This is a genomic window from Streptacidiphilus melanogenes, assembly GCF_000787835.1.
Lineage (GTDB): Bacteria > Actinomycetota > Actinomycetes > Streptomycetales > Streptomycetaceae > Streptacidiphilus > Streptacidiphilus melanogenes.
Genome location: NZ_BBPP01000027.1, coordinates 82,980 through 101,017, shown reverse-complemented (window position 1 = coordinate 101,017; position 18,038 = coordinate 82,980). Strand labels below are relative to the sequence as shown.

Below are 18,038 nucleotides of genomic sequence, written 5' to 3'. Positions count from 1 at the left end.
AGGTGCAACGTGCAAGCGGGCCGGAGCTCCCGCCGCTCCGGCCCGAGGTGCACGCCACCGGTTCAGGCCACGGGGGCGTCGAAGTCGATCGGGTAGCGGAACTGCCAGGCGCGGCTCTCGGGCTTCGCCAGCTTGAACATCGTCGGCAGCAGCGCGTCGCGGATCACCCGTGCGACCGGGCCCGCGGCCTTGCGGGAGTTGGTGCGGGCGGTCTCCTTGATGATCCGCTCCACCCGCGGGCGGCGCAGCTCCTCGTAGCGGGCGAGCGCCTGCGGCAGCGGCAGGTCGCGCAGGCAGCGGGCGAGCTGGACCGCGCTCTCCGCGGCCAGCGAGGCGCCCTGGCCGGAGCTGGAGGAGGGAGCGTGCGCGGCGTCCCCGGTCAGGACCATCCGGCCGCGGCTCCAGGCGACCCGGCTGGTCTTCGTCGGCAGCGGCATGTTCTCCGCACTGCCGGCGAAGAGCATCGTCTCCGGGTCGGTGGCCGCGAGCATCCGGGCGGCCGGGGTGTTGTCGTCCGCGCACATCTGCCGCAGGTGCTCCAGCCAGTAGGCCGCGCCGCGCTCGCGCTGCTCGCTGACCGAGAGCGGCTGCGGCACGGGCAGGTTGATGAACCAGATGCCGGTGCCGTCGGGAAAGACCTGCCAGGCGAAGAAGCAGCGCTTGCCGAAGGTCATGTGCATCCAGCCCTCGGTGGCCGGGACGTCGGTGACGGTGACCATGGCGCCGAACCCGGCGGTGCCGGCGAACTGCGGTGCGGGGGCGGCCGGGTCGATGAGGCGGCGGACGGTGGAGCGCAGGCCGTCGGCGCCGATCAGCACGTCGGCGGTGGCCGTGCTGCCGTCCTCGAACCGGGCGGTGACGCCGTCGGCGTCCTCGCTCGCGTCGACGATGCGCTTGCCGTAGACGGTGCTGATGCCGCGCTCCTCGGCGGCCCGCCGCAGCGCGCCGAACAGCTCGGCACGCATCACGAAGCGGGTTGGGTCGATGCCGGGCAGGGTGCCGAAGCGGGCCAGCGTCTTGCCGTTCCAGCTGTGCAGGACGAGGCCGTTGGTCGGCGTGCTGACGGCGCGGACCGCGTCGCCGACGCCGATCGCGTCGAAGGCCTGGACGCCGTTGGGCGACAGACCCATGCCGCCGCCGACGTTCTCGGCCGGACCGTCGTAGGCCTCGAAGATCGTCGCCTTGATGCCCGCCTGCTCGAGGGCCATCGCGGTGACGGGGCCGGCGATACCGCCGCCGACGACCAGTGCGGAGCGAACCTTGCCAGTCTTGGTGTCCATGGATTGATAGTCGCACTGAAACTAGTTTCTTGTCAACTACTGGCGTTGCGAGTAGCGCCGTCGTCCGGCGCACCTAGGGTGGAATCCATGGCGACCCCTAAGCTCAACGACCGCGCTCTCAATCGGGCATTGATGGCGCGTCAACTTCTTCTGGCGCGCGAGGAGCGCTCCGTGCTGGAGGTCGTCCGGCACCTGGTCGGGATGCAGTCGCAGATCCCGCTCAACCCCTACACGGCCCTGTGGTCCCGCCTCACCGGCTTCGACGCGGCGGAGGCCTCGGCCCTGCTCGCCGGGCGGGAGACCGTCCGGCTCTCGACGCTGCGCGGGACGATCCACCTCCACGACGTGGACGACGCCCTGCAGCTGCGCGCCTTCTGCCAGGGCGTGCACGAGGCGACCCCGTTCGGGGAGCGGGTGGTCTTCCGCAGACAGCTCGCCGGGATCGAGCCGGAGGAGCTGTGGGCGGCGGGGCGCGCGCTGCTGGAGGAGGCGCCGCGGACGACCGCCGCGCTGGGGAAGGCGCTGGCCGAGCGGTTCCCCGGGTACGAGCCGAGCGCGCTGAGCACCGCCGTCCGGTACAAGCTGTCCCTGGTGCAGGTCACTCCGCGTGGGGAGTGGGGGCGCAGCCAGGCGCCGACGCTGACCACCGTCGAGGCGTGGCTCGGACGCCCCCAACGGACCCCGGACGCGACCGCCGTCGAGGCCCTGGTGGTGCGGTATCTCGCCGCCTTCGGGCCCGCGAGCGTCCAGGACATGCAGGCCTGGTGCGGGGTCACCCGGCTCGGGGAGGTCTTCGAGCGGCTGCGGCCGGACCTCGTCGTCCTCGCTGACGCGACGACCGGCCGCGAGCTGTTCGACCTGCCCGACGCGCCGCGGCCCGACCCGGAGACGCCCGCGCCGCCGCGCTTCCTGCCGGACTACGACAACGTGCTCATCGGGCACGAGAACCGGGCCCGGGTGCTGGACGACGAGGCGAGGGTACGGCTGTTCGTCAACAACAACGGCTACCGGCCCTCGGTCCTGGTCGACGGGCGGGTCGCCGGCGCGTGGTCCCTCGTCAAGGGCCGACGCAAGGACGACCCGGCGGTCCTGGACGTCGAGCTTTTCGCCCGCGGGGGTGTCCGGGTGCCGGGCGAGGTACGGGACCAGGTCGAGGCGGAGGCCGCCGACCTGCTGACTTTCCTCACCCCGGAGGCGTCCGCAGGGGAGGTGCACCTCCACTGAGGCGGGGTACAGGGCGTAGGATCAACAGTTCCCTTTTTCGGAAGGGAACCGCACCAGCCCACGATGGACCAGAGGGGAACCCTTGGCCTCGCCCACCCGCCCGACCGCCGAGTCCCAGTCGAGCGACCACAGAGCCGACCCGACGCCGACCGACCACGCGACCCTGCTCGCCAGGGAGATCGCGGTGGAGCAGGCGCACCTCGACACGGTCTACCGGCGCCTCGGCGAGAAGCTCGCCGAGGCGGAGTTCCTGCTCGACGACGCCAACCGCAAGTTCATGGCCGGCACGCCGGGCGCGCTGGCCGAGCGCGACGCGCAGGTCTACCAGGCCGGACGGCACCTCCAGCGGCTGACGAACGAGTTCGAGGACTTCCTCTTCGGGCGGATCGACTTGCAGCAGCCGGACCGTCCGGAGGAGGACGGCTTCCCCTCGCAGACCCCGCTCGACCCGGCGGATCCGAACATCGCGGAGACCCTGCACGTCGGCCGGATGGGGGTGCTCGACGCCGAGTACGGGCCCCTGGTCATCGACTGGCGCGCGCCGGCCGCCGCGCCGTTCTACCGGGCCACTCCGCGCCAGCCGGGACGGGTCGTGCGCCGCCGCGTCATCCGCTCGCGCGGCCGCAAGGTGCTGGGCGTCGAGGACGACCTGCTCCGCCCCGACCTGGAGCCGCGTATCGACGGGCAGCCCCTCGCCGTCGTCGGCGACGGCGCGCTGATGGCGACGCTCGGCCGGGCCCGCGGGCACTCCATGCGCGACATCGTCTCCTCCATCCAGCAGGAACAGGACGAGGTCATCCGCGCCCAGGCCGCCGGGGCGACCCTGGTCACCGGCGGTCCCGGTACCGGCAAGACGGCCGTGGCCCTGCACCGCGCCGCCTACCTGCTCTACCACGACCGCCGCCGCTACGCGGGCGGCATCCTCGTGGTCAGCCCGACCCCGCTGCTCGTCTCCTACACCGAGGGCGTGCTGCCGGCGCTGGGCGAGGAGGGCCAGGTCGCCATCCGCGCCATCGGCGGCCTGCTCGACGGCGAGGACGCCGACCGCTACGACACCCCCGAGACGGCCCGGATCAAGGGCTCCTCGCGGATGCTGCCGCTGCTGCGCCGCGCCGCCCGGGCCGGCCTCGACGGCCCGGACACCCCGTCCGGGCTGCGCGTCGTGGCCCAGGGCGAGGTGCTGCGGCTGGACGCGGACGCGCTGCGCAACCTGCGCCGCACCGTCCTCGGCGGCACCACCCCTGTCAACCTGCTGCGCCCGCGCGCCCGGCGGTCGCTTCTGGACGCGCTGTGGACGCGATTGCTGCGCGGCCGCCCGGCGCCCGCCGACCGCTACGAACGCGAGGAGCTCCAGCGGCAGCGCGAGAGCTTCGACGAGTACGTGGCTGACGAGGACGCCTTCCTCGACTTCCTGGACGCCTGGTGGCCCGCGGTCACTCCGCGCCGGGTGCTCGCCGTCCTCGCCGACCAGCGGCGGCTGGGCGGCCTCGCCCGCGGCGCCTTCAGCCGCGCCGAGCTGCGGCTGCTCTCCGACTCCTGGAAGCACCTGGACCGGCAGGGTCGCGGCGGCGTCTCCGTCGCCGACGTGGCGCTGCTGGACGAGCTGAACACGCTGCTGGGCGAGCCCTATCGGCCGCGGGTGCGCGAGGTGGACCCGACGGACCTGCTGACCGGCCTGGACGAGGTCACCGTCTACGGGGACCGACAGCGCCGCGAGCAGGAGCAGCGCGCCGCCGCGGCCGCCGAGCGCCGCGACTACGCGCACGTCATCGTGGACGAGGCGCAGGACCTGACGCCCATGCAGTGGCGCATGGTCGGCCGCCGAGCCCGCAACGCGACCTGGACCATCGTCGGCGACCCGGCGCAGTCCTCGTGGATCGACCCGGCCGAGGCGCAGGCCGCGATGGACGAGACGCTGGCCGGGAAGCCGCGCCGCCGGTTCACGCTGACCACCAACTACCGCAACCCGGCGGAGATCGCCGACGTCGCCTCGCGCATCCTGGCGCAGGCCGCCCCCGGGACGGAGCCGCCGGTCGCGGTGCGCTCCACGGGCGTGCAGCCGCGCTTCGCCGCGGTCGCGGTCGAGGACGGGCTCGGCGACGCCGCCCGCGCGGAGGTGCGGCGGCTGCTGGACGAGGTCGAGGGCACCGTCGGCATCGTCGTGCCGATGGACCGGCGCGAGGAGGCGCGGGCCTGGATCACGGGTCTGGGCGAGCGCGCGGTCGCGCTCGGCAGCCTGGAGGCCAAGGGCCTGGAGTACGACGCCACGGTCGTCGCCGACCCGTCCGGGATCGCGGGGGAGTCGGAGGCCGGCCTGCGGGTCCTGTACGTGGCGCTGACCCGTGCGACGCAGCGGCTCACCGTCCTCAGCGGTCCGCTGGACCTGCCGGACGCGGCGGGCGTCCCGGCGCTGCTGCACGGCTGACACCGTCTGACGGGCAATCATGCAGAAGGGGCTCCCCACCGGTGCGGTGGGGAGCCCCTTCTGATGTTCCGTTCAGTGCGACACCGACCCGCCATGCTCGCCTCGCGGCAAGTGGTCCCTCTGAGGGACGAAGGTTGGGCCCGGGGGCTTGGATCGAGCCGGTGTCGCACAGCCAGAGTAACAAACGCCTCCTGGAACGCATTCCCCTCCGGCGAAGAAGCCGCTCCGTGGAACTGTATTTCCGCCTACTGACAAGTAGGTGCGACCATCGGAGCGACTCCATATGTTGCGCGGTACAGGAAGAAGGCAGCGTCGATGACGGCGGTTCCCAGTGTCTCCAACTCGATCACGGTGCGGCTGGAGGTCCCGGCCCGTGGCAACGCGGTGAGCCAGATCACCACCTCGGTGGAGTCCTCCGGCGGCACGGTGACCGGCCTCGACGTCACCGCTTCCGGCCTGGAGTCGCTGCGCATCGACGTCACCATCGCCGCCACCTCCGTCGCGCACGCCGAGGAGATCGTCGAGAAGCTGCGCACGATCGAGGGCATCACCATCGGCAAGGTGTCCGACCGGACCTTCCTGATGCACCTCGGCGGCAAGATCGAGATGTCCTCGAAGCTGCCGATCCGCAACCGCGACGACCTGTCGATGATCTACACCCCCGGTGTCGCCCGGGTCTGCATGGCCATCGCGGAGAACCCCGACGACGCCCGCCGCCTCACCATCAAGCGCAACAGCGTCGCCGTCGTCACCGACGGCTCCGCCGTGCTCGGGCTCGGCAACATCGGCCCCAAGGCCGCGCTGCCGGTCATGGAGGGCAAAGCGGCCCTGTTCAAGCGCTTCGCCGGCATCGACGCCTGGCCGATCTGCCTGGACACCCAGGACAGCGACGAGATCGTCGCCATCGTCAAGGCCATCGCCCCCGGCTTCGCGGGGATCAACCTGGAGGACATCTCGGCGCCGCGCTGCTTCGAGATCGAAGCCCGCCTGCGCGAGGCCCTCGACATCCCCGTCTTCCACGACGACCAGCACGGCACCGCCATCGTCGTCCTGGCCGCGCTGATGAACGCGCTGGAGGTGGTTGGCAAGCACATCGGCGACGTCCGCGTGGTGATGTCCGGCGCGGGCGCGGCCGGCACCGCGATCCTCAAGCTGCTGATGGCGGCCGGCATCCGCCACGCCACCGTCGCGGACGTGCGCGGCGTGGTCCACCTCGGCCGCGACGACCTCAACGACTCGCTGCGCTGGATCGCCGAGAACACCAACCGCAGCAACCGGACCGGCTCGCTCAAGGAGGCCGTGCGCGGGGCCGACGTCTTCATCGGCGTCTCCGCGCCGAACGTGCTCGACGGCGAGGACATCGCCGCCATGGCCGACGACGCCATCGTCTTCGCGCTGGCCAACCCGGACCCGGAGGTCGACCCGGCCGTCGCCCGGCAGACCGCCGCCGTCGTCGCGACCGGCCGCAGCGACTTCCCGAACCAGATCAACAACGTGCTGGTCTTCCCCGGCGTCTTCCGCGGCCTGCTGGACGCGCAGAGCCGCACCGTCAACACCGAGATGATGCTGGCCGCGGCCCGTGCGCTGGCGGCGACGGTGGGCGCGGAGGAGCGCAACGCGAACTACATCATCCCGTCCGTCTTCCACGCCGACGTGGCCAAGACCGTCGCCGCGGCGGTCCGCGACGCGGCGATCGCGGCGGGCACCGGCCAGGCCCCGAGCAGCGGCGCGAGCGAGACCGGGACCTTTCCGATCATCTCGGGCTGAGTCCGGCGCCCGACCGGCCCGCCGAGCGTTCACCTCTACCCGGGTGGAGCAGCGTCCGACGACAGGCTGACCTGCGTTTGGGGCCACCGGACCGCAACCGATACGGTGTGCCCCGGCGCGTCGTTTACGACACTTCCGGAAACGTCCGCCTAGAGTGACCGGCGGGAGTCCCATGAGCGCACGCGGGAGCGTGGCGCTGTTCGTGTGACTCTCGCGGGTGCCGGATTCGCTTTCCCGGCGGGAGTGGGGGCAGGATTCGTGCTCAGGCACACCCCCATCGCCTGTCGGGACGCCATCGCAGCCAGCGCAGGCTGCTCGATGGCTCGGCTCGGCAGCCGAGGCGGCGGTCCTCCGGGGCAGCCGAGGATCGCAACGCGACAGACCACAATGGAGTACACATGAACCGCAGTGAGCTGGTGGCCGCTCTCTCCGAGCGCGCCGAGGTGACCCGCAAGGACGCCGACGCCGTCCTGGCGGCCTTCGCCGACATCGTCGGCGACGTCGTCGCCAAGGGCGACGAGAAGGTCACCATCCCCGGCTTCCTGACCTTCGAGCGCACCCACCGTGCCGCTCGTACCGCCCGCAACCCGCAGACCGGCGACCCGATCCAGATCCCGGCCGGCTACAGCGTCAAGGTCTCCGCGGGCTCGAAGCTGAAGGATGCCGCCAAGGGCAAGTGATCCGGACGCCGGAGCCCCCACCACCAAGGGGGCCCGGCGCCGTGTCGCCGAGCCGGTCACCCCGCAGCTGCGGGGCGGCCGGCTCGCCTCGTTCAAGGCGCTGGTTGACTGGTCCCCGGCCCGAGGAGCCTCAGGGCCGGTCCAGCCCGGGAGGGGTCTCGGATGTCATCCGACGAGTTCGCGTCGATCGTGCGTTTCCTGTCCTCGTTCGCCCGCCGTCAGGCCGCATGGACGGAGGACTTCCCCGGCGGATTCGCGGTCCGCAACGGCGCGTACGCGCGCTCGCACGACAACAACCAGCTGTTCGTCGACTCCGCGACCGAGCCCGCCCTGCTGGCGGCCCGCGCGGACGCGCTGCTCGACGGCCTCGACCACCGCAGGATCACCGTGCTGACGGACGCCGAGGCGAGGGCCTGCGCGCCTGCGTTGACCGCCGTCGGATACGACCACGCCCCCGAGCTGGTGATGGTCCACCGCGGCCCGCGCCCCGCACCGGCCGTGCCTGCCGAGTCCGTGGCCCTGGACGACCTGCGCGAGCCCCTGGAGCGCCAGCTGCGCGGCTGGATGCCGCACGCGGACGAGGAGACCATCGCCCACCTCGCCGCCCGCCGCGCCGCGCGCCTGGGCGGCGCGCCCGAGGTCCTCTTCCTCGCCGCCCGTGCCGACGACGGCGCGGTGGCCTCCTGGGCCGACCTCTACCAGGACCGCGCCGCCGGCGTCGCCCAGCTGGAGGACCTCGTCACCGCCGACGACCACCTGCGGGCGGGCCACGCCGGGACCGTCCTCGCCACCGCACTGCACCGCGCGGCCGACGCGACGACCTTCTTCCTCATCGCGGAGCCGGACGACTGGCCGCAGCAGTGGTACGGACGCAGCGGCTTCGTGCCGGTCGGGCACATCCACGTCTTCACGCGCCGGGCGTGACGACGCCGAAGCGCCGCTGCGCACGTACGGGCAGTACGTGCGCAGCGGCGCGTCGAAGGGGCGGTCGTCGAGAACCTGTCGGGCCGTCCGTCCGGACGGCCCGCGTCAGGCCGCCGTCGCCGGGAGCTCGATCTGGGCGCCCAGCGCCCGGAGCTTGTCCATGAAGTTCTCGTAACCGCGGTTGATCAGGTCGATGCCGTGGACGCGCGAGGTGCCCTGCGCCGCCAGCGCGGCGATCAGGTAGGAGAAGCCGCCGCGCAGGTCCGGGATGACCAGCTCCGCGCCCTGCAGCTTGGAGGGGCCGGAGACGACCGCGGAGTGCAGGAAGTTGCGCCGGCCGAAGCGGCACGGCGTCCCGCCCAGGCACTCGCGGTAGAGCTGGATGTGCGCGCCCATCTGGTTCAGCGCCGAGGTGAAGCCGAGGCGGGACTCGTAGACCGTCTCGTGGACGATGGACAGGCCGGAGGCCTGCGTCAGCGCGACGACCAGCGGCTGCTGCCAGTCGGTCTGGAAGCCGGGGTGGACGTCCGTCTCCAGGGCGATGGCCTTGAGCTCGCCGCCGGGGTGCCAGAAGCGGATGCCCTCGTCGTCGACCGCGAACGCGCCGCCGACCTTCCGGAAGGTGTTGAGGAAGGTCATCATCTCCAGCTGCCGCGCGCCGTGCACGTAGATGTCGCCGTGCGTCGCCAGCGCCGCGCACGCCCAGGAGGCCGCCTCCAGGCGGTCCGGCAGGGCGCGGTGGTTGTAGCCGCCGAGGCGGTCCACACCGGTGATGAGGATGGTGCGGTCGGTGCCCATGGAGATGATCGCGCCCATCTTCTGCAGCACGCAGATCAGGTCCACGATCTCCGGCTCGATGGCCGCGTTGCGCAGCTCGGTGACGCCCTCCGCCAGCACGGCGGTCAGCAGGACCTGCTCGGTCGCGCCCACCGACGGGTACGGCAGCTCGATCTTGCAGCCGCGCAGCCGCTGGGGAGCGCTCAGCTCGGTGCCCTGCGGGTGCTTCTCGATGACCGCGCCGAACTGACGCAGCACGTCGAAGTGGAAGTCGACCGGCCGGCCGCCGATGTCGCAGCCGCCCAGGCCCGGGATGAAGGCGTGGCCGAGCCGGTGCAGCAGCGGGCCGCAGAACAGGATCGGGATGCGCGAGCTGCCGGCGTGCGCGTCGATGTCGGCGACGTTCGCGCGCTCGACGTAGGTCGGGTCGAGCACCAGCTCGCCCTCCTCCTCGCCGACGCGGACGGTGACGCCGTGGAGCTGGAGCAGGCCGCGCACGACCTTGACGTCGCGGATGTCCGGAACGTTGCGCAGCCGGCTCGGTTCGTGACCCAGCAGGGCCGCCACCATGGCCTTGGGCACGAGGTTCTTCGCGCCGCGGACACGGATCTCACCCTCCAGCGGCGTTCCGCCGTGGACGATCAGGACGTCGTCGGTCATGTTCTCGCGATCCTGGGGGGTCTGGGGAGTCGGATGGTCGAAGAGTGCGCATGGGTGCACGCACCCTGAGAGATGGTAATGGTCCTGCCCACGGTTCCTTTCCGCCCCCGAAACCCTTCGCCCCTGGCCGGACGGCGGATGCGGGGTGGCGGGCTGTGCGCAAGGTCACGGGAGGCCGCGCGTACGCGCGCGTTCGAGTGCCCTACGCGGGCCCGGTGCGGGATCATGTCTGGCATGACGGTGCCCGTCTCGCTCACCGGACGTCTGCTCGTGGCTACTCCGGCCATGACCGATCCCAACTTCGACCGTGCCGTGGTCCTGCTGCTCGACCACGACACGGAGGGTTCGCTCGGGGTCGTGCTGAACCGGCCGACGCCGGTCGAGGTGGGTGCGGTGCTGGAGTCCTGGGCCGATCTCGCGGGGGAGCCGTCGGTGATCTTCCAGGGCGGACCGGTCGGCCTGGACTCCGCACTCGCGCTGGCCGTCGTCCCCGGGGAGCAGGGCGAGGACGAGGTGCTGGGCTGGCGCCGGGTGCACGGGGCGATCGGCCTGGTGGACCTGGAGGCGCCCCCGGAGCTGCTGGTCGGAGAGCTGGGCGGGCTGCGGGTCTTCGCCGGTTACGCGGGCTGGGCCCCGGGCCAGCTGGAGGACGAGCTGCGCCAGGGCGCCTGGTTCCTGGTGGACTCCGAGCCCGGCGACGTCTCGGCGCCGGCCCCGGAGCGCCTGTGGCGCGCGGTGCTGCGCCGGCAGCGGGGCGAGCTGGCACTGGTGGCGACGTACGCGGACGACCCCAGCCTGAACTGACCTCGGCGCGGTCGCTGCCGTGATTTCGCCGGCGACCGGAATCACGTCGGAGGGCTGGACCGTTCCGCAACGGCCCGAACTAGACTTGGCCGGCATGAGCACCCTTGAGCCCGAGCGCGCGACCGGTACCGGCACCCTGATCGAGGAGGTCCCGCAGACCTCCCACGGCGACGGCGATCACGAGCGGTTCGCGCACTACGCCGACAAGAACAAGATCATGGAGAGCGCGCTGAGCGGCACGCCCGTGGTCGCGCTCTGCGGCAAGGTCTGGGTGCCCAGCCGCGACCCGAAGAAGTACCCGGTCTGCCCCCTCTGCAAGGAGATCTGGGAGGGCATGGACGGCAAGGGCAAGGACAAGGGCGGCAAGGACAAGTAGTCCCTCCGTCCAGTCCCTCCGTCCGGGCGGTGACGGGCTCAGTGGTCTAGTCCTCAGGTGGGACGGCGGGCAGGATGAGGTCATGGACCTCATCCCCGCACCGCTGTCCCTCGCCCAGCCCGACGGATCCGCCGCCTACGACCTCACCACCGCCACCGCTCTGGACGGCGGCGCGGGCACCGAGTCCGTCGCGGCCTGGCTGCGCGCGGAGCTCGGTGCGGCCACGGGCCTGCCGCTGCTGCCCGGCCCGGCCGGCATCACCCTGGCCCTGGACGGGAGCCTCGCCGCGGAGGGCTACCGGCTCGTCGTCGACGCCGACGGCGTCCGCCTGAGCGGCGGCAGCGCCGCCGGGCTGTTCTGGGGCGCGCAGACCCTGCGCCAGCTGCTCGGCCCGCGGGCCTACCGCCGCGGCGCGGTCACGCCGGACGGCTGGTCGCTCCCTCACGTCGTCGTCGACGACGCCCCCCGCTTCGGCTGGCGCGGTCTGCTGCTCGACGTCGCCCGGCACTTCCTGCCCAAGGCGGACGTGCTGCGCTACCTCGACCTCATGGCCGCGCACAAGCTCAATGTGCTGCACCTGCATCTGACCGACGACCAGGGCTGGCGCGTCGAGATCCGCCGCTATCCCCGGCTCACCGAGGTCGGCTCCTGGCGCGAGCGCTCCATGGTCGGCTTCCGCGACGGCGGGCGCCGCGACGACCGCCCCCACGGCGGCTACTACACCCAGGACGACCTGCGCGAGATCGTCGCCTACGCCGCCGCCCGGCACATCACCGTCGTCCCCGAGATCGACATCCCCGGCCACTCGCAGGCGGCGATCGCCGCCTACCCCGAACTCGGCAACCACGACGTCGTCGACACGACGGCGCTGCGGACCTTCACCGACTGGGGCGTCAACCCCAACGTGCTGAACGTCGAGGACGGCACGCTGCGGTTCTACGAGCACGTGCTGGAGGAGGTGCTGGAGCTCTTTCCCTCCGCCTTCGTCCACCTCGGCGGCGACGAGTGCCCCAAGCAGCAGTGGCGCGCGAGCGGGGCCGCGCAGGCGCGCATCAAGGAGCTGGGCCTCGCCGACGAGGACCAGCTGCAGAGCTGGTTCATCCGTCACTTCGACCGCTGGCTCGCGGAGCGGGGCCGCAGGCTGATCGGGTGGGACGAGATTCTGGAGGGCGGGTTGGCCGTGGGGGCCGCGGTCTCGTCGTGGCGCGGGTACGAGGGCGGAATCGCCGCCGCGCGGGCGGGACATGACGTGGTGATGTGTCCCGAGCAGCACGTGTACCTGGACCACCGGGAGTCGGCGGATGCGGACGAGCCGATCCCCGTCGGCTACGTGCGGACCCTGGAGGACGTCTACCGGTACGAGCCCCTCCCGCCGACGCTGCGCCAGGACGCGGCGGCGGCAGCGCACGTGATCGGCACTCAGGCCAACGTCTGGACGGAGTTCATGGACGACGCCCGCTCCGTGGACTACCACGCGTTCCCGCGCCTGGCCGCGTTCGCCGAGGTGGCCTGGTCGGACCTGCCCCGCGAGCCGGAGGCCCGCGACTGGGAGGGTTTCGCCGCCCGCATGACCACCCACTACGCGCGCCTCGACGCGATGGGTGTCGAATACCGCCACCCCGGCGGCCCCCGCCCCTGGCAGACCCGCCCCGGCGTCCTCGGCCGCCCCGTCGACGGACGACCCTGACCTTCTTCGCAAAAGGGGCAGTTCCCGGCGCCCCTGGAGGCTGCCGGGTTCCTGCGCTCGGAAAAAGGCCCCCGCCCTGGCTTTCACACACCGTGTGCAATCGTTGTGCTTCCACGCCACACCAGGAGGGTGCGCAGCAGGTGCGTTTCCACGTACCGTACGGCCAGGAGGGTGGCGGCGTGAGCGGCCCGAGCACGGTGGGACACGAGTGAACCAGACGATCATGCTCCCGGCCTCGCTGGACGAGGCCGTCAGCGCCATGGCGGAGTCGCCGGGCGCGGTGCCGGTCGCGGGCGGGACCGACCTGATGGGTGCGGTCAACGCCGGGCTGCTGCGCCCGATGGCGCTGCTTGGGCTGGGGCGGGTCGCCGAGCTCCGCGGCTGGCAGTACCAGGACGGGGCGGCCCTGCTGGGCGCGGGGCTCACCCACGCCCGCATGGCGCGACCGGACTTCGCCGCGCTGATCCCCGCCCTCGCCGAGGCCGCGGCGACCGTCGGGCCGCCGCAGGTGCGCAACGTCGGGACGCTCGGCGGCAACATCGTCAGCGCCCACCCGGCCGGGGACACCCTGCCGGTGCTCGCCGCGCTCGAAGCCACGGTGACGCTGGTGGGTCCGGAGGGTGGACGAGAGGTGGCGGTCAGTCACCTGCTGACCGGCTTGGACCCATTGCGTTCGGGCGAGTTGCTCGCATATGTCCGAGTTCCGCTGCTGCACGCGCCCCAGGTCTTCCTCAAGTCCGGCGGCCGCACCGGCCCCTCCCGTGCCGTCGCGTCCGTCGCCCTGGTGCTGGACCCCGCCCGCAGGGCCGTGCGCTGTGCGGTCGGCGCGGTCGCGCCCGTCCCGCTGCGGCCGTTGGAGGCCGAACAATGGGTGGCCGGCTGCATCGACTGGGACGGGGAGCGTACCGTCGACCCGGGCGTGGCGCAGGCGTTCGGCGAGTACGTCGCCTCCGCGTGCGTACCCGACGCCGGAGCCGAGGCCGCGGCTGCTAGAACGGATGCCGCTCCCACGACGGCACGGCTTCGGCGTACCGTGTCCGTACTGGCCCGCCGCGCACTCGGGAGGGCGCTTTCGTGACGGACTTTCTGACTTCCCCGCTGGGGTTCGGCGCGGACGACTCGCCGCGCACCTCGTACACGCTGCGGGTCAACGGCGTGGACCGGCCGGTCGCGGACGCGTGGATCGGCGAGAGCCTGCTGTACGTGCTGCGCGAGCGGCTGGGGCTCGCGGGCGCGAAGGGCGGCTGCGAGCAGGGCGAGTGCGGCGCCTGCTCGGTCCAGGTGGACGGCCAGCTGTCCGCCGCCTGTCTGGTGCCGGCCGCGCTCGCGGCGGGCGTCGAGATCCGCACGGTCGAGGGCCTGGCTGAGGAGGGCGTGCCCTCCGACGTGCAGCAGGCGCTGGCCGAGAGCGGCGCGGTCCAGTGCGGCTACTGTGCGCCCGGTCTGGCGATGGCCGTGCACGACCTGCTGGAACGCAACCACCACCCGAGCGATCTGGAGGCCCGTCAGGCGCTCTGCGGCAACCTCTGCCGCTGCACCGGCTACCGGGGCGCCCTCGCCGCGGTCCAGGCCGTCGCCGCCGCGCGAGCGGACGAGGACGAGTCGCCGGAGGACGTCGTCACGACGCCGTACTTCGGCGACGGTCCGGTGGACGGCCTGCTGGAGGTCACCTCGCCGGTCGAGGAGCTGGTCCCGATGGCCGGGCCCGCCGTCCCGGCCCAGGGTGGGCCGGTCGAGCACGTCGAGGGCTACGACTACGAGTACGACGAGGCGTTCGAGGGCGGGGAACAGGCCGGCGACGAGGGCTACGACGTGGAGGCGGAGCTGCCCGTCTACGTCGACGTGCCGCCGCAGCACGGCGGTTACGAGAACTACGAGAACTACGGGACGCCGGGTTACGGCACCCAGGAGCCGGGCTACCCGCAGCAGGAGAGCTACCCGCAGCAGGGTTACGCCACCGGCACCTACGGCCAGTCGTACGAGCAGCCCTACGGGGACGGCCCCTACCCGGGCGGTCCGTTCGGCGGGCGCTTCCCGAGCCAGTCCGACGGCTCGGCCTCGGGCCGGGCCGTCGGGCAGGCGGTCGGCACGCTGCTGGTGACGGAGCCGGGCGACTCCCAGGAACTCCCGGTCGTGGACGCCGCACAGGGGGAGTACCACCCGTCCGCGGGCTATGCGACGGACGACCACGTGACGGGCGAGTTCCAGACCGGGGAGTTCCACACCGGCGAGTACGCGACCGGCCAGTTCGACACGGGCCAGTTCGCGACGGGGCAGTTCGACACCGCACAGTTCGCGACCGGCCAGTTCGACACCGCACAGTTCGCGGCCGGCGAGTACACGGCCGACCAGGTGGCACCGACCGTCCCCGAGCAGGGCGGTCAGGCCGGGCAGACCGGCGAGCTGCGCCTCGGCTCGGGGCTGGGCGCCGGCCTCGGGGCCGGCATGCGGGCCCAGGTCGCCGCGCGGCGTCTCGCGGGTGGCGGGACGAGCGGCGACCAGGACCCCGTAGCCGCCGGCCCGGGCGCGGGCTCGACGCCGCCGAAGGCCCCGGTGTCCTTCGGCGGCGCGGCCACCAGCGCGGCCGGGCTCCCGACGGACGTCACCGGCTCGTTCCACGTGGGCACGCTGTCCGCTGCCGCAGCGGACGCCGACGGGACGGCCTCGCCGTCGGACCTGCCCTACGAGGGTGCGACCGGGGTGCCCGGCGGGCTCGACCCGGCGACCGGTGTGTACGTCCTGCCCCACCAGCACGGCCAGGAGAGCGGCTCGTGACCACCCCCTCCGACTCGACCGACGCGACCGGCGGCCACTTGGGCGGCAACCCCGGTTCGGGCGAGACGACGCTGACCAACCTCGCCACCGTGCGCGAGGGCGCCCCCGGCAGCGCCACCGGCGCGGCCCTCGGCGGGCTGCTCGGCGCGACGCCGACCGCCCCCGCGCCCGTCGACACGCCGGGCACCGAGACCGCGGCGGCCATCCGGGCGCAGCGTTCCGGGATCGGCGTGTCCGCGCTGCGCGAGGACGCGCCCGCGAAGGCGATGGGCGTCTACCCCTACGCCGCCGACCTGTGGGCCGAGGGCCTGCTGTGGGGCGCCCTGGCCCGCTCGCCGTACGCGCACGCGCGCATGGTCTCGATCGACACCCGCGCAGCCTTGGCCATCCCCGGCGTCTACGCGGTGCTGACCGCCGACGACCTGCCGCCGGGCCCCGACGGGACGCCGAACGGCGCGCCGACCGGGCCCTGCATCGCCGACCGGCCGATCCTCGCCGCCGGCGTGGTGCGCCACCACGGCGAACCTTTCGCGGCCGTCGCCGCCGACCACCCCGACACCGCCCGGCTGGCTGCGGCCTCGATCACGGTCGAGTGGGAGCCGCTGCCCGCGCTCACCGATCCCGACCAGGCGTTCCAGGCGCCGCCGTTGCACCCGGACGGCAACATCTTCCGCCAGCTGCCGATCCGCTTCGGCGACCCGGAGGTCGTCGGCGAGGTCGTCGTCGAGGGCATGTACCAGGTGGGCCGTCAGGATCCGGCGCCCATCGGAGCGGAGGCCGGGCTGGCCGTGCCGCGCCCGGACGGCGGCGTGGAGCTGCACGTCGCGACGACGGACCCGCACGGCGACCGGGACCGGATCGCCTCCTGCCTCGGCATCGAACCGGACCGGGTCCGGCTCGTCGTCAGCGGTGTGCCCGGTGCCACCGCCGACCGCGACGACCTCGGCTTCCAGGCCACCCTCGCACTGCTCGCGGCGCGGACCGGCCACCCGGTCAAGATGGTGCTGACCCGCGAGGAGTCCTTCCTCTCCCACCCGCACCGCCACCCCGCGCTGCTGCGCTACCGCCACCACGCCGACGCCGAGGGCCGCCTGGTCAAGGTCGAGGCGCAGATCCTGCTGGACGGCGGCGCCTACGCGGACGTCTCCAGCGAGGTGCTGGCCAACGCGGCGGCGCTGGCGGCCGGCCCCTACGTCGTCCCGCACGTCTTCGTCGACGCCTGGGCGGTGCGCACCAACAACCCGCCGTCGGGCCGGATGCGCGGCGAGGGCGCGCTGCAGGCCTGCTTCGCCTACGAGTCCCAGCTCGACCGCCTCGCGGCGGCCCTGGACCTCAGCCCGCTGGAGCTGCGCCGCCGCAACGTCATGGCCACCGGCGACCTGCTGCCGACCGGACAGGCCGTCACCTGCCCCGCCCCCGTGCGGGAGCTGCTCGATGCCGTCGCGGACGAGCCGCTGCCGCCGCTGCCCGTCGACCGGCCGGACGCGGAGTGGCTGCTCCCCGAGGGCCCCGGCGGCGCGGGCGAACCGGCCGCGGTGCGGCGCGGCATCGGCTACGCGGTCGGCATGGTCCCGATGCTGGGCGTCGAGGGCTCGGACGAGGTCGCGACGGCGTCGGTGCGGGTCACCGGCTCGCAGGCGTCCGTCATCTGCGCGGCCGTGGACCCGGGCACCGGCTTCGCCACCCTGGCCAAGCAGATCGTCCAGGAGGTCCTGGGTGTCGACGACGTCTACATCGCCCCCGTCGACACCGACCAGCCGGCCTCGGGCCCGTCCGCGCGCGGCCGCCAGACCTGGGTCGCCGGCGGCGCGATCGAGCGCGCGGCGCTGATGGTGCGCCAGCAGCTGCTCCAGCCGCTGGCGGCGCGGTTCGCCATGTCCCCGGAGCTGCTCAGCATCAAGGACGGCCGGATCACCTCCTACGACGGGGTGCTGGGCATGCCGGTGCTGGAGGCGCTGGAGGGCAAGGACTTGTGGGCCACGGCCCAGTGCCGTCCTCACCCCACCGAGCCGCTGAACCCCGAGACGGGCCAGGGCGACGCCTTCGTCGGCCTCGGCTTCTGTGCGATGCGCGCCGTCGTGGACGTCGACATCGACCTCGGCACGGTCCGGGTCGTCGAGGTCACCGCCGCCCAGGACGTGGGCCGCGCGCTCAACCCCCGCCAGATCGAGGCGCGGATCGAGGCGGGCGTCACCCAGGGCCTCGGCCTGGCCCTGATGGAGGACCTGACGGTCGCCGAGGGCCACATCCTTGCGCCCTCCCTGGTCGGCTACCGTCTGCCGACGGCCCTGGACGCCCCCGACATCCGCGTGGCGGCCCTGATCGAGGACCGCGACGTCGTGGCCCCGTTCGGTGCGAAGGCCGTCGGCGCGGCGCCCGCCGTCGTGGCCCCGGCCGCGATCGCGGCGGCGGTCCGCGCGGCGACGGGCATGCCGATCACCCGTCTCCCGATCCCGCCGGAGGACGCGGCCGTCTGAGGCGGTGGGGCCGTGCCGTCGCAGCTTTAGTGCAAAAGGGACGGTTCGCTCATGGTGCTCTCATGACGCGGGAGCACCGTGGAACCCGTAGTCGGAGATCACACACGACGACGGGAGCGCGACATGATCCTCACCGCAGCCAGCAGGCGTCCGGGCGAAGCCCCTCTGCGGCGGCTGAAGCC

12 protein-coding genes and 1 pseudogene are annotated in these 18,038 nt (G+C 73.2%); 11 read left to right on the top strand and 2 right to left on the bottom strand.

The genetic code is table 11. The features are described from left to right. Positions 1-62 precede the first annotated feature (62 nt). On the bottom strand, positions 63-1,280 hold the full coding sequence (locus TR49_RS25705) for an FAD-dependent oxidoreductase (protein WP_042385778.1): 1,218 nt from the start codon (positions 1,278-1,280) through the stop codon (positions 63-65). Between the two features lie 87 nt (positions 1,281-1,367). Between TR49_RS25705 and TR49_RS25700 the strand changes: the two genes are divergently transcribed. The 5 genes from TR49_RS25700 (at position 1,368) to TR49_RS25680 (ending at position 8,300) form a co-directional block, all read left to right on the top strand. Beyond that, positions 1,368-2,504, top strand: coding sequence for a winged helix DNA-binding domain-containing protein (locus TR49_RS25700; protein WP_042385776.1), 1,137 nt, complete (start codon positions 1,368-1,370; stop codon positions 2,502-2,504). Between the two features lie 82 nt (positions 2,505-2,586). Next, on the top strand, positions 2,587-4,929 hold the full coding sequence (locus tag TR49_RS25695) for a HelD family protein (RefSeq protein WP_042385774.1): 2,343 nt from the start codon (positions 2,587-2,589) through the stop codon (positions 4,927-4,929). Between the two features lie 315 nt (positions 4,930-5,244). Beyond that, positions 5,245-6,696 (top strand): NAD-dependent malic enzyme, encoded by a 1,452-nt coding sequence (locus TR49_RS25690; protein ID WP_042385773.1) that lies wholly within the window; start codon positions 5,245-5,247, stop codon positions 6,694-6,696. Between the two features lie 398 nt (positions 6,697-7,094). Continuing rightward, positions 7,095-7,376, top strand: a complete 282-nt coding sequence (locus TR49_RS25685; protein ID WP_042374359.1) for an HU family DNA-binding protein — start codon at positions 7,095-7,097, stop codon at positions 7,374-7,376. 162 nt (positions 7,377-7,538) lie between these two features. Beyond that, positions 7,539-8,300: a GNAT family N-acetyltransferase gene (locus TR49_RS25680; protein ID WP_042385772.1), complete on the top strand. Its 762-nt coding sequence runs from the start codon at positions 7,539-7,541 to the stop codon at positions 8,298-8,300. A 105-nt stretch (positions 8,301-8,405) separates the two neighbouring features. Here TR49_RS25680 and murA read toward each other — a convergent pair whose 3' ends face one another. Further along, a complete protein-coding gene (murA, locus tag TR49_RS25675) occupies positions 8,406-9,737 on the bottom strand; it encodes a UDP-N-acetylglucosamine 1-carboxyvinyltransferase (RefSeq protein ID WP_042385771.1) in 1,332 nt (443 codons plus the stop codon). A gap of 225 nt (positions 9,738-9,962) precedes the next feature. On the opposite strand from murA, the gene TR49_RS25670 reads away from it, so the two are divergent. From TR49_RS25670 to TR49_RS25645, 6 genes and pseudogenes are all read left to right on the top strand, one after another. Continuing rightward, positions 9,963-10,541 carry a YqgE/AlgH family protein gene (locus TR49_RS25670; RefSeq protein WP_042385770.1) on the top strand — a complete coding sequence of 193 codons (579 nt, stop codon included), beginning with the start codon at positions 9,963-9,965 and terminating at the stop codon, positions 10,539-10,541. 94 nt (positions 10,542-10,635) lie between these two features. Then, entirely contained in the window at positions 10,636-10,917 is a 282-nt protein-coding gene (locus TR49_RS25665; RefSeq protein WP_042385767.1) for a DUF3039 domain-containing protein, read from the top strand. An 82-nt stretch (positions 10,918-10,999) separates the two neighbouring features. Then, entirely contained in the window at positions 11,000-12,604 is a 1,605-nt protein-coding gene (locus TR49_RS25660; protein ID WP_042385766.1) for a beta-N-acetylhexosaminidase, read from the top strand. 223 nt (positions 12,605-12,827) lie between these two features. Continuing rightward, positions 12,828-13,682, top strand: a complete 855-nt coding sequence (locus tag TR49_RS25655; RefSeq protein ID WP_084725416.1) for an FAD binding domain-containing protein — start codon at positions 12,828-12,830, stop codon at positions 13,680-13,682. A 41-nt stretch (positions 13,683-13,723) separates the two neighbouring features. Next, positions 13,724-14,192: pseudogene (locus TR49_RS45810) on the top strand ((2Fe-2S)-binding protein); the annotation flags it as partial. A gap of 1,324 nt (positions 14,193-15,516) precedes the next feature. Continuing rightward, positions 15,517-17,856: a xanthine dehydrogenase family protein molybdopterin-binding subunit gene (locus TR49_RS25645; protein ID WP_439654127.1), complete on the top strand. Its 2,340-nt coding sequence runs from the start codon at positions 15,517-15,519 to the stop codon at positions 17,854-17,856. The last annotated feature ends 182 nt before the right edge of the window (positions 17,857-18,038 follow it).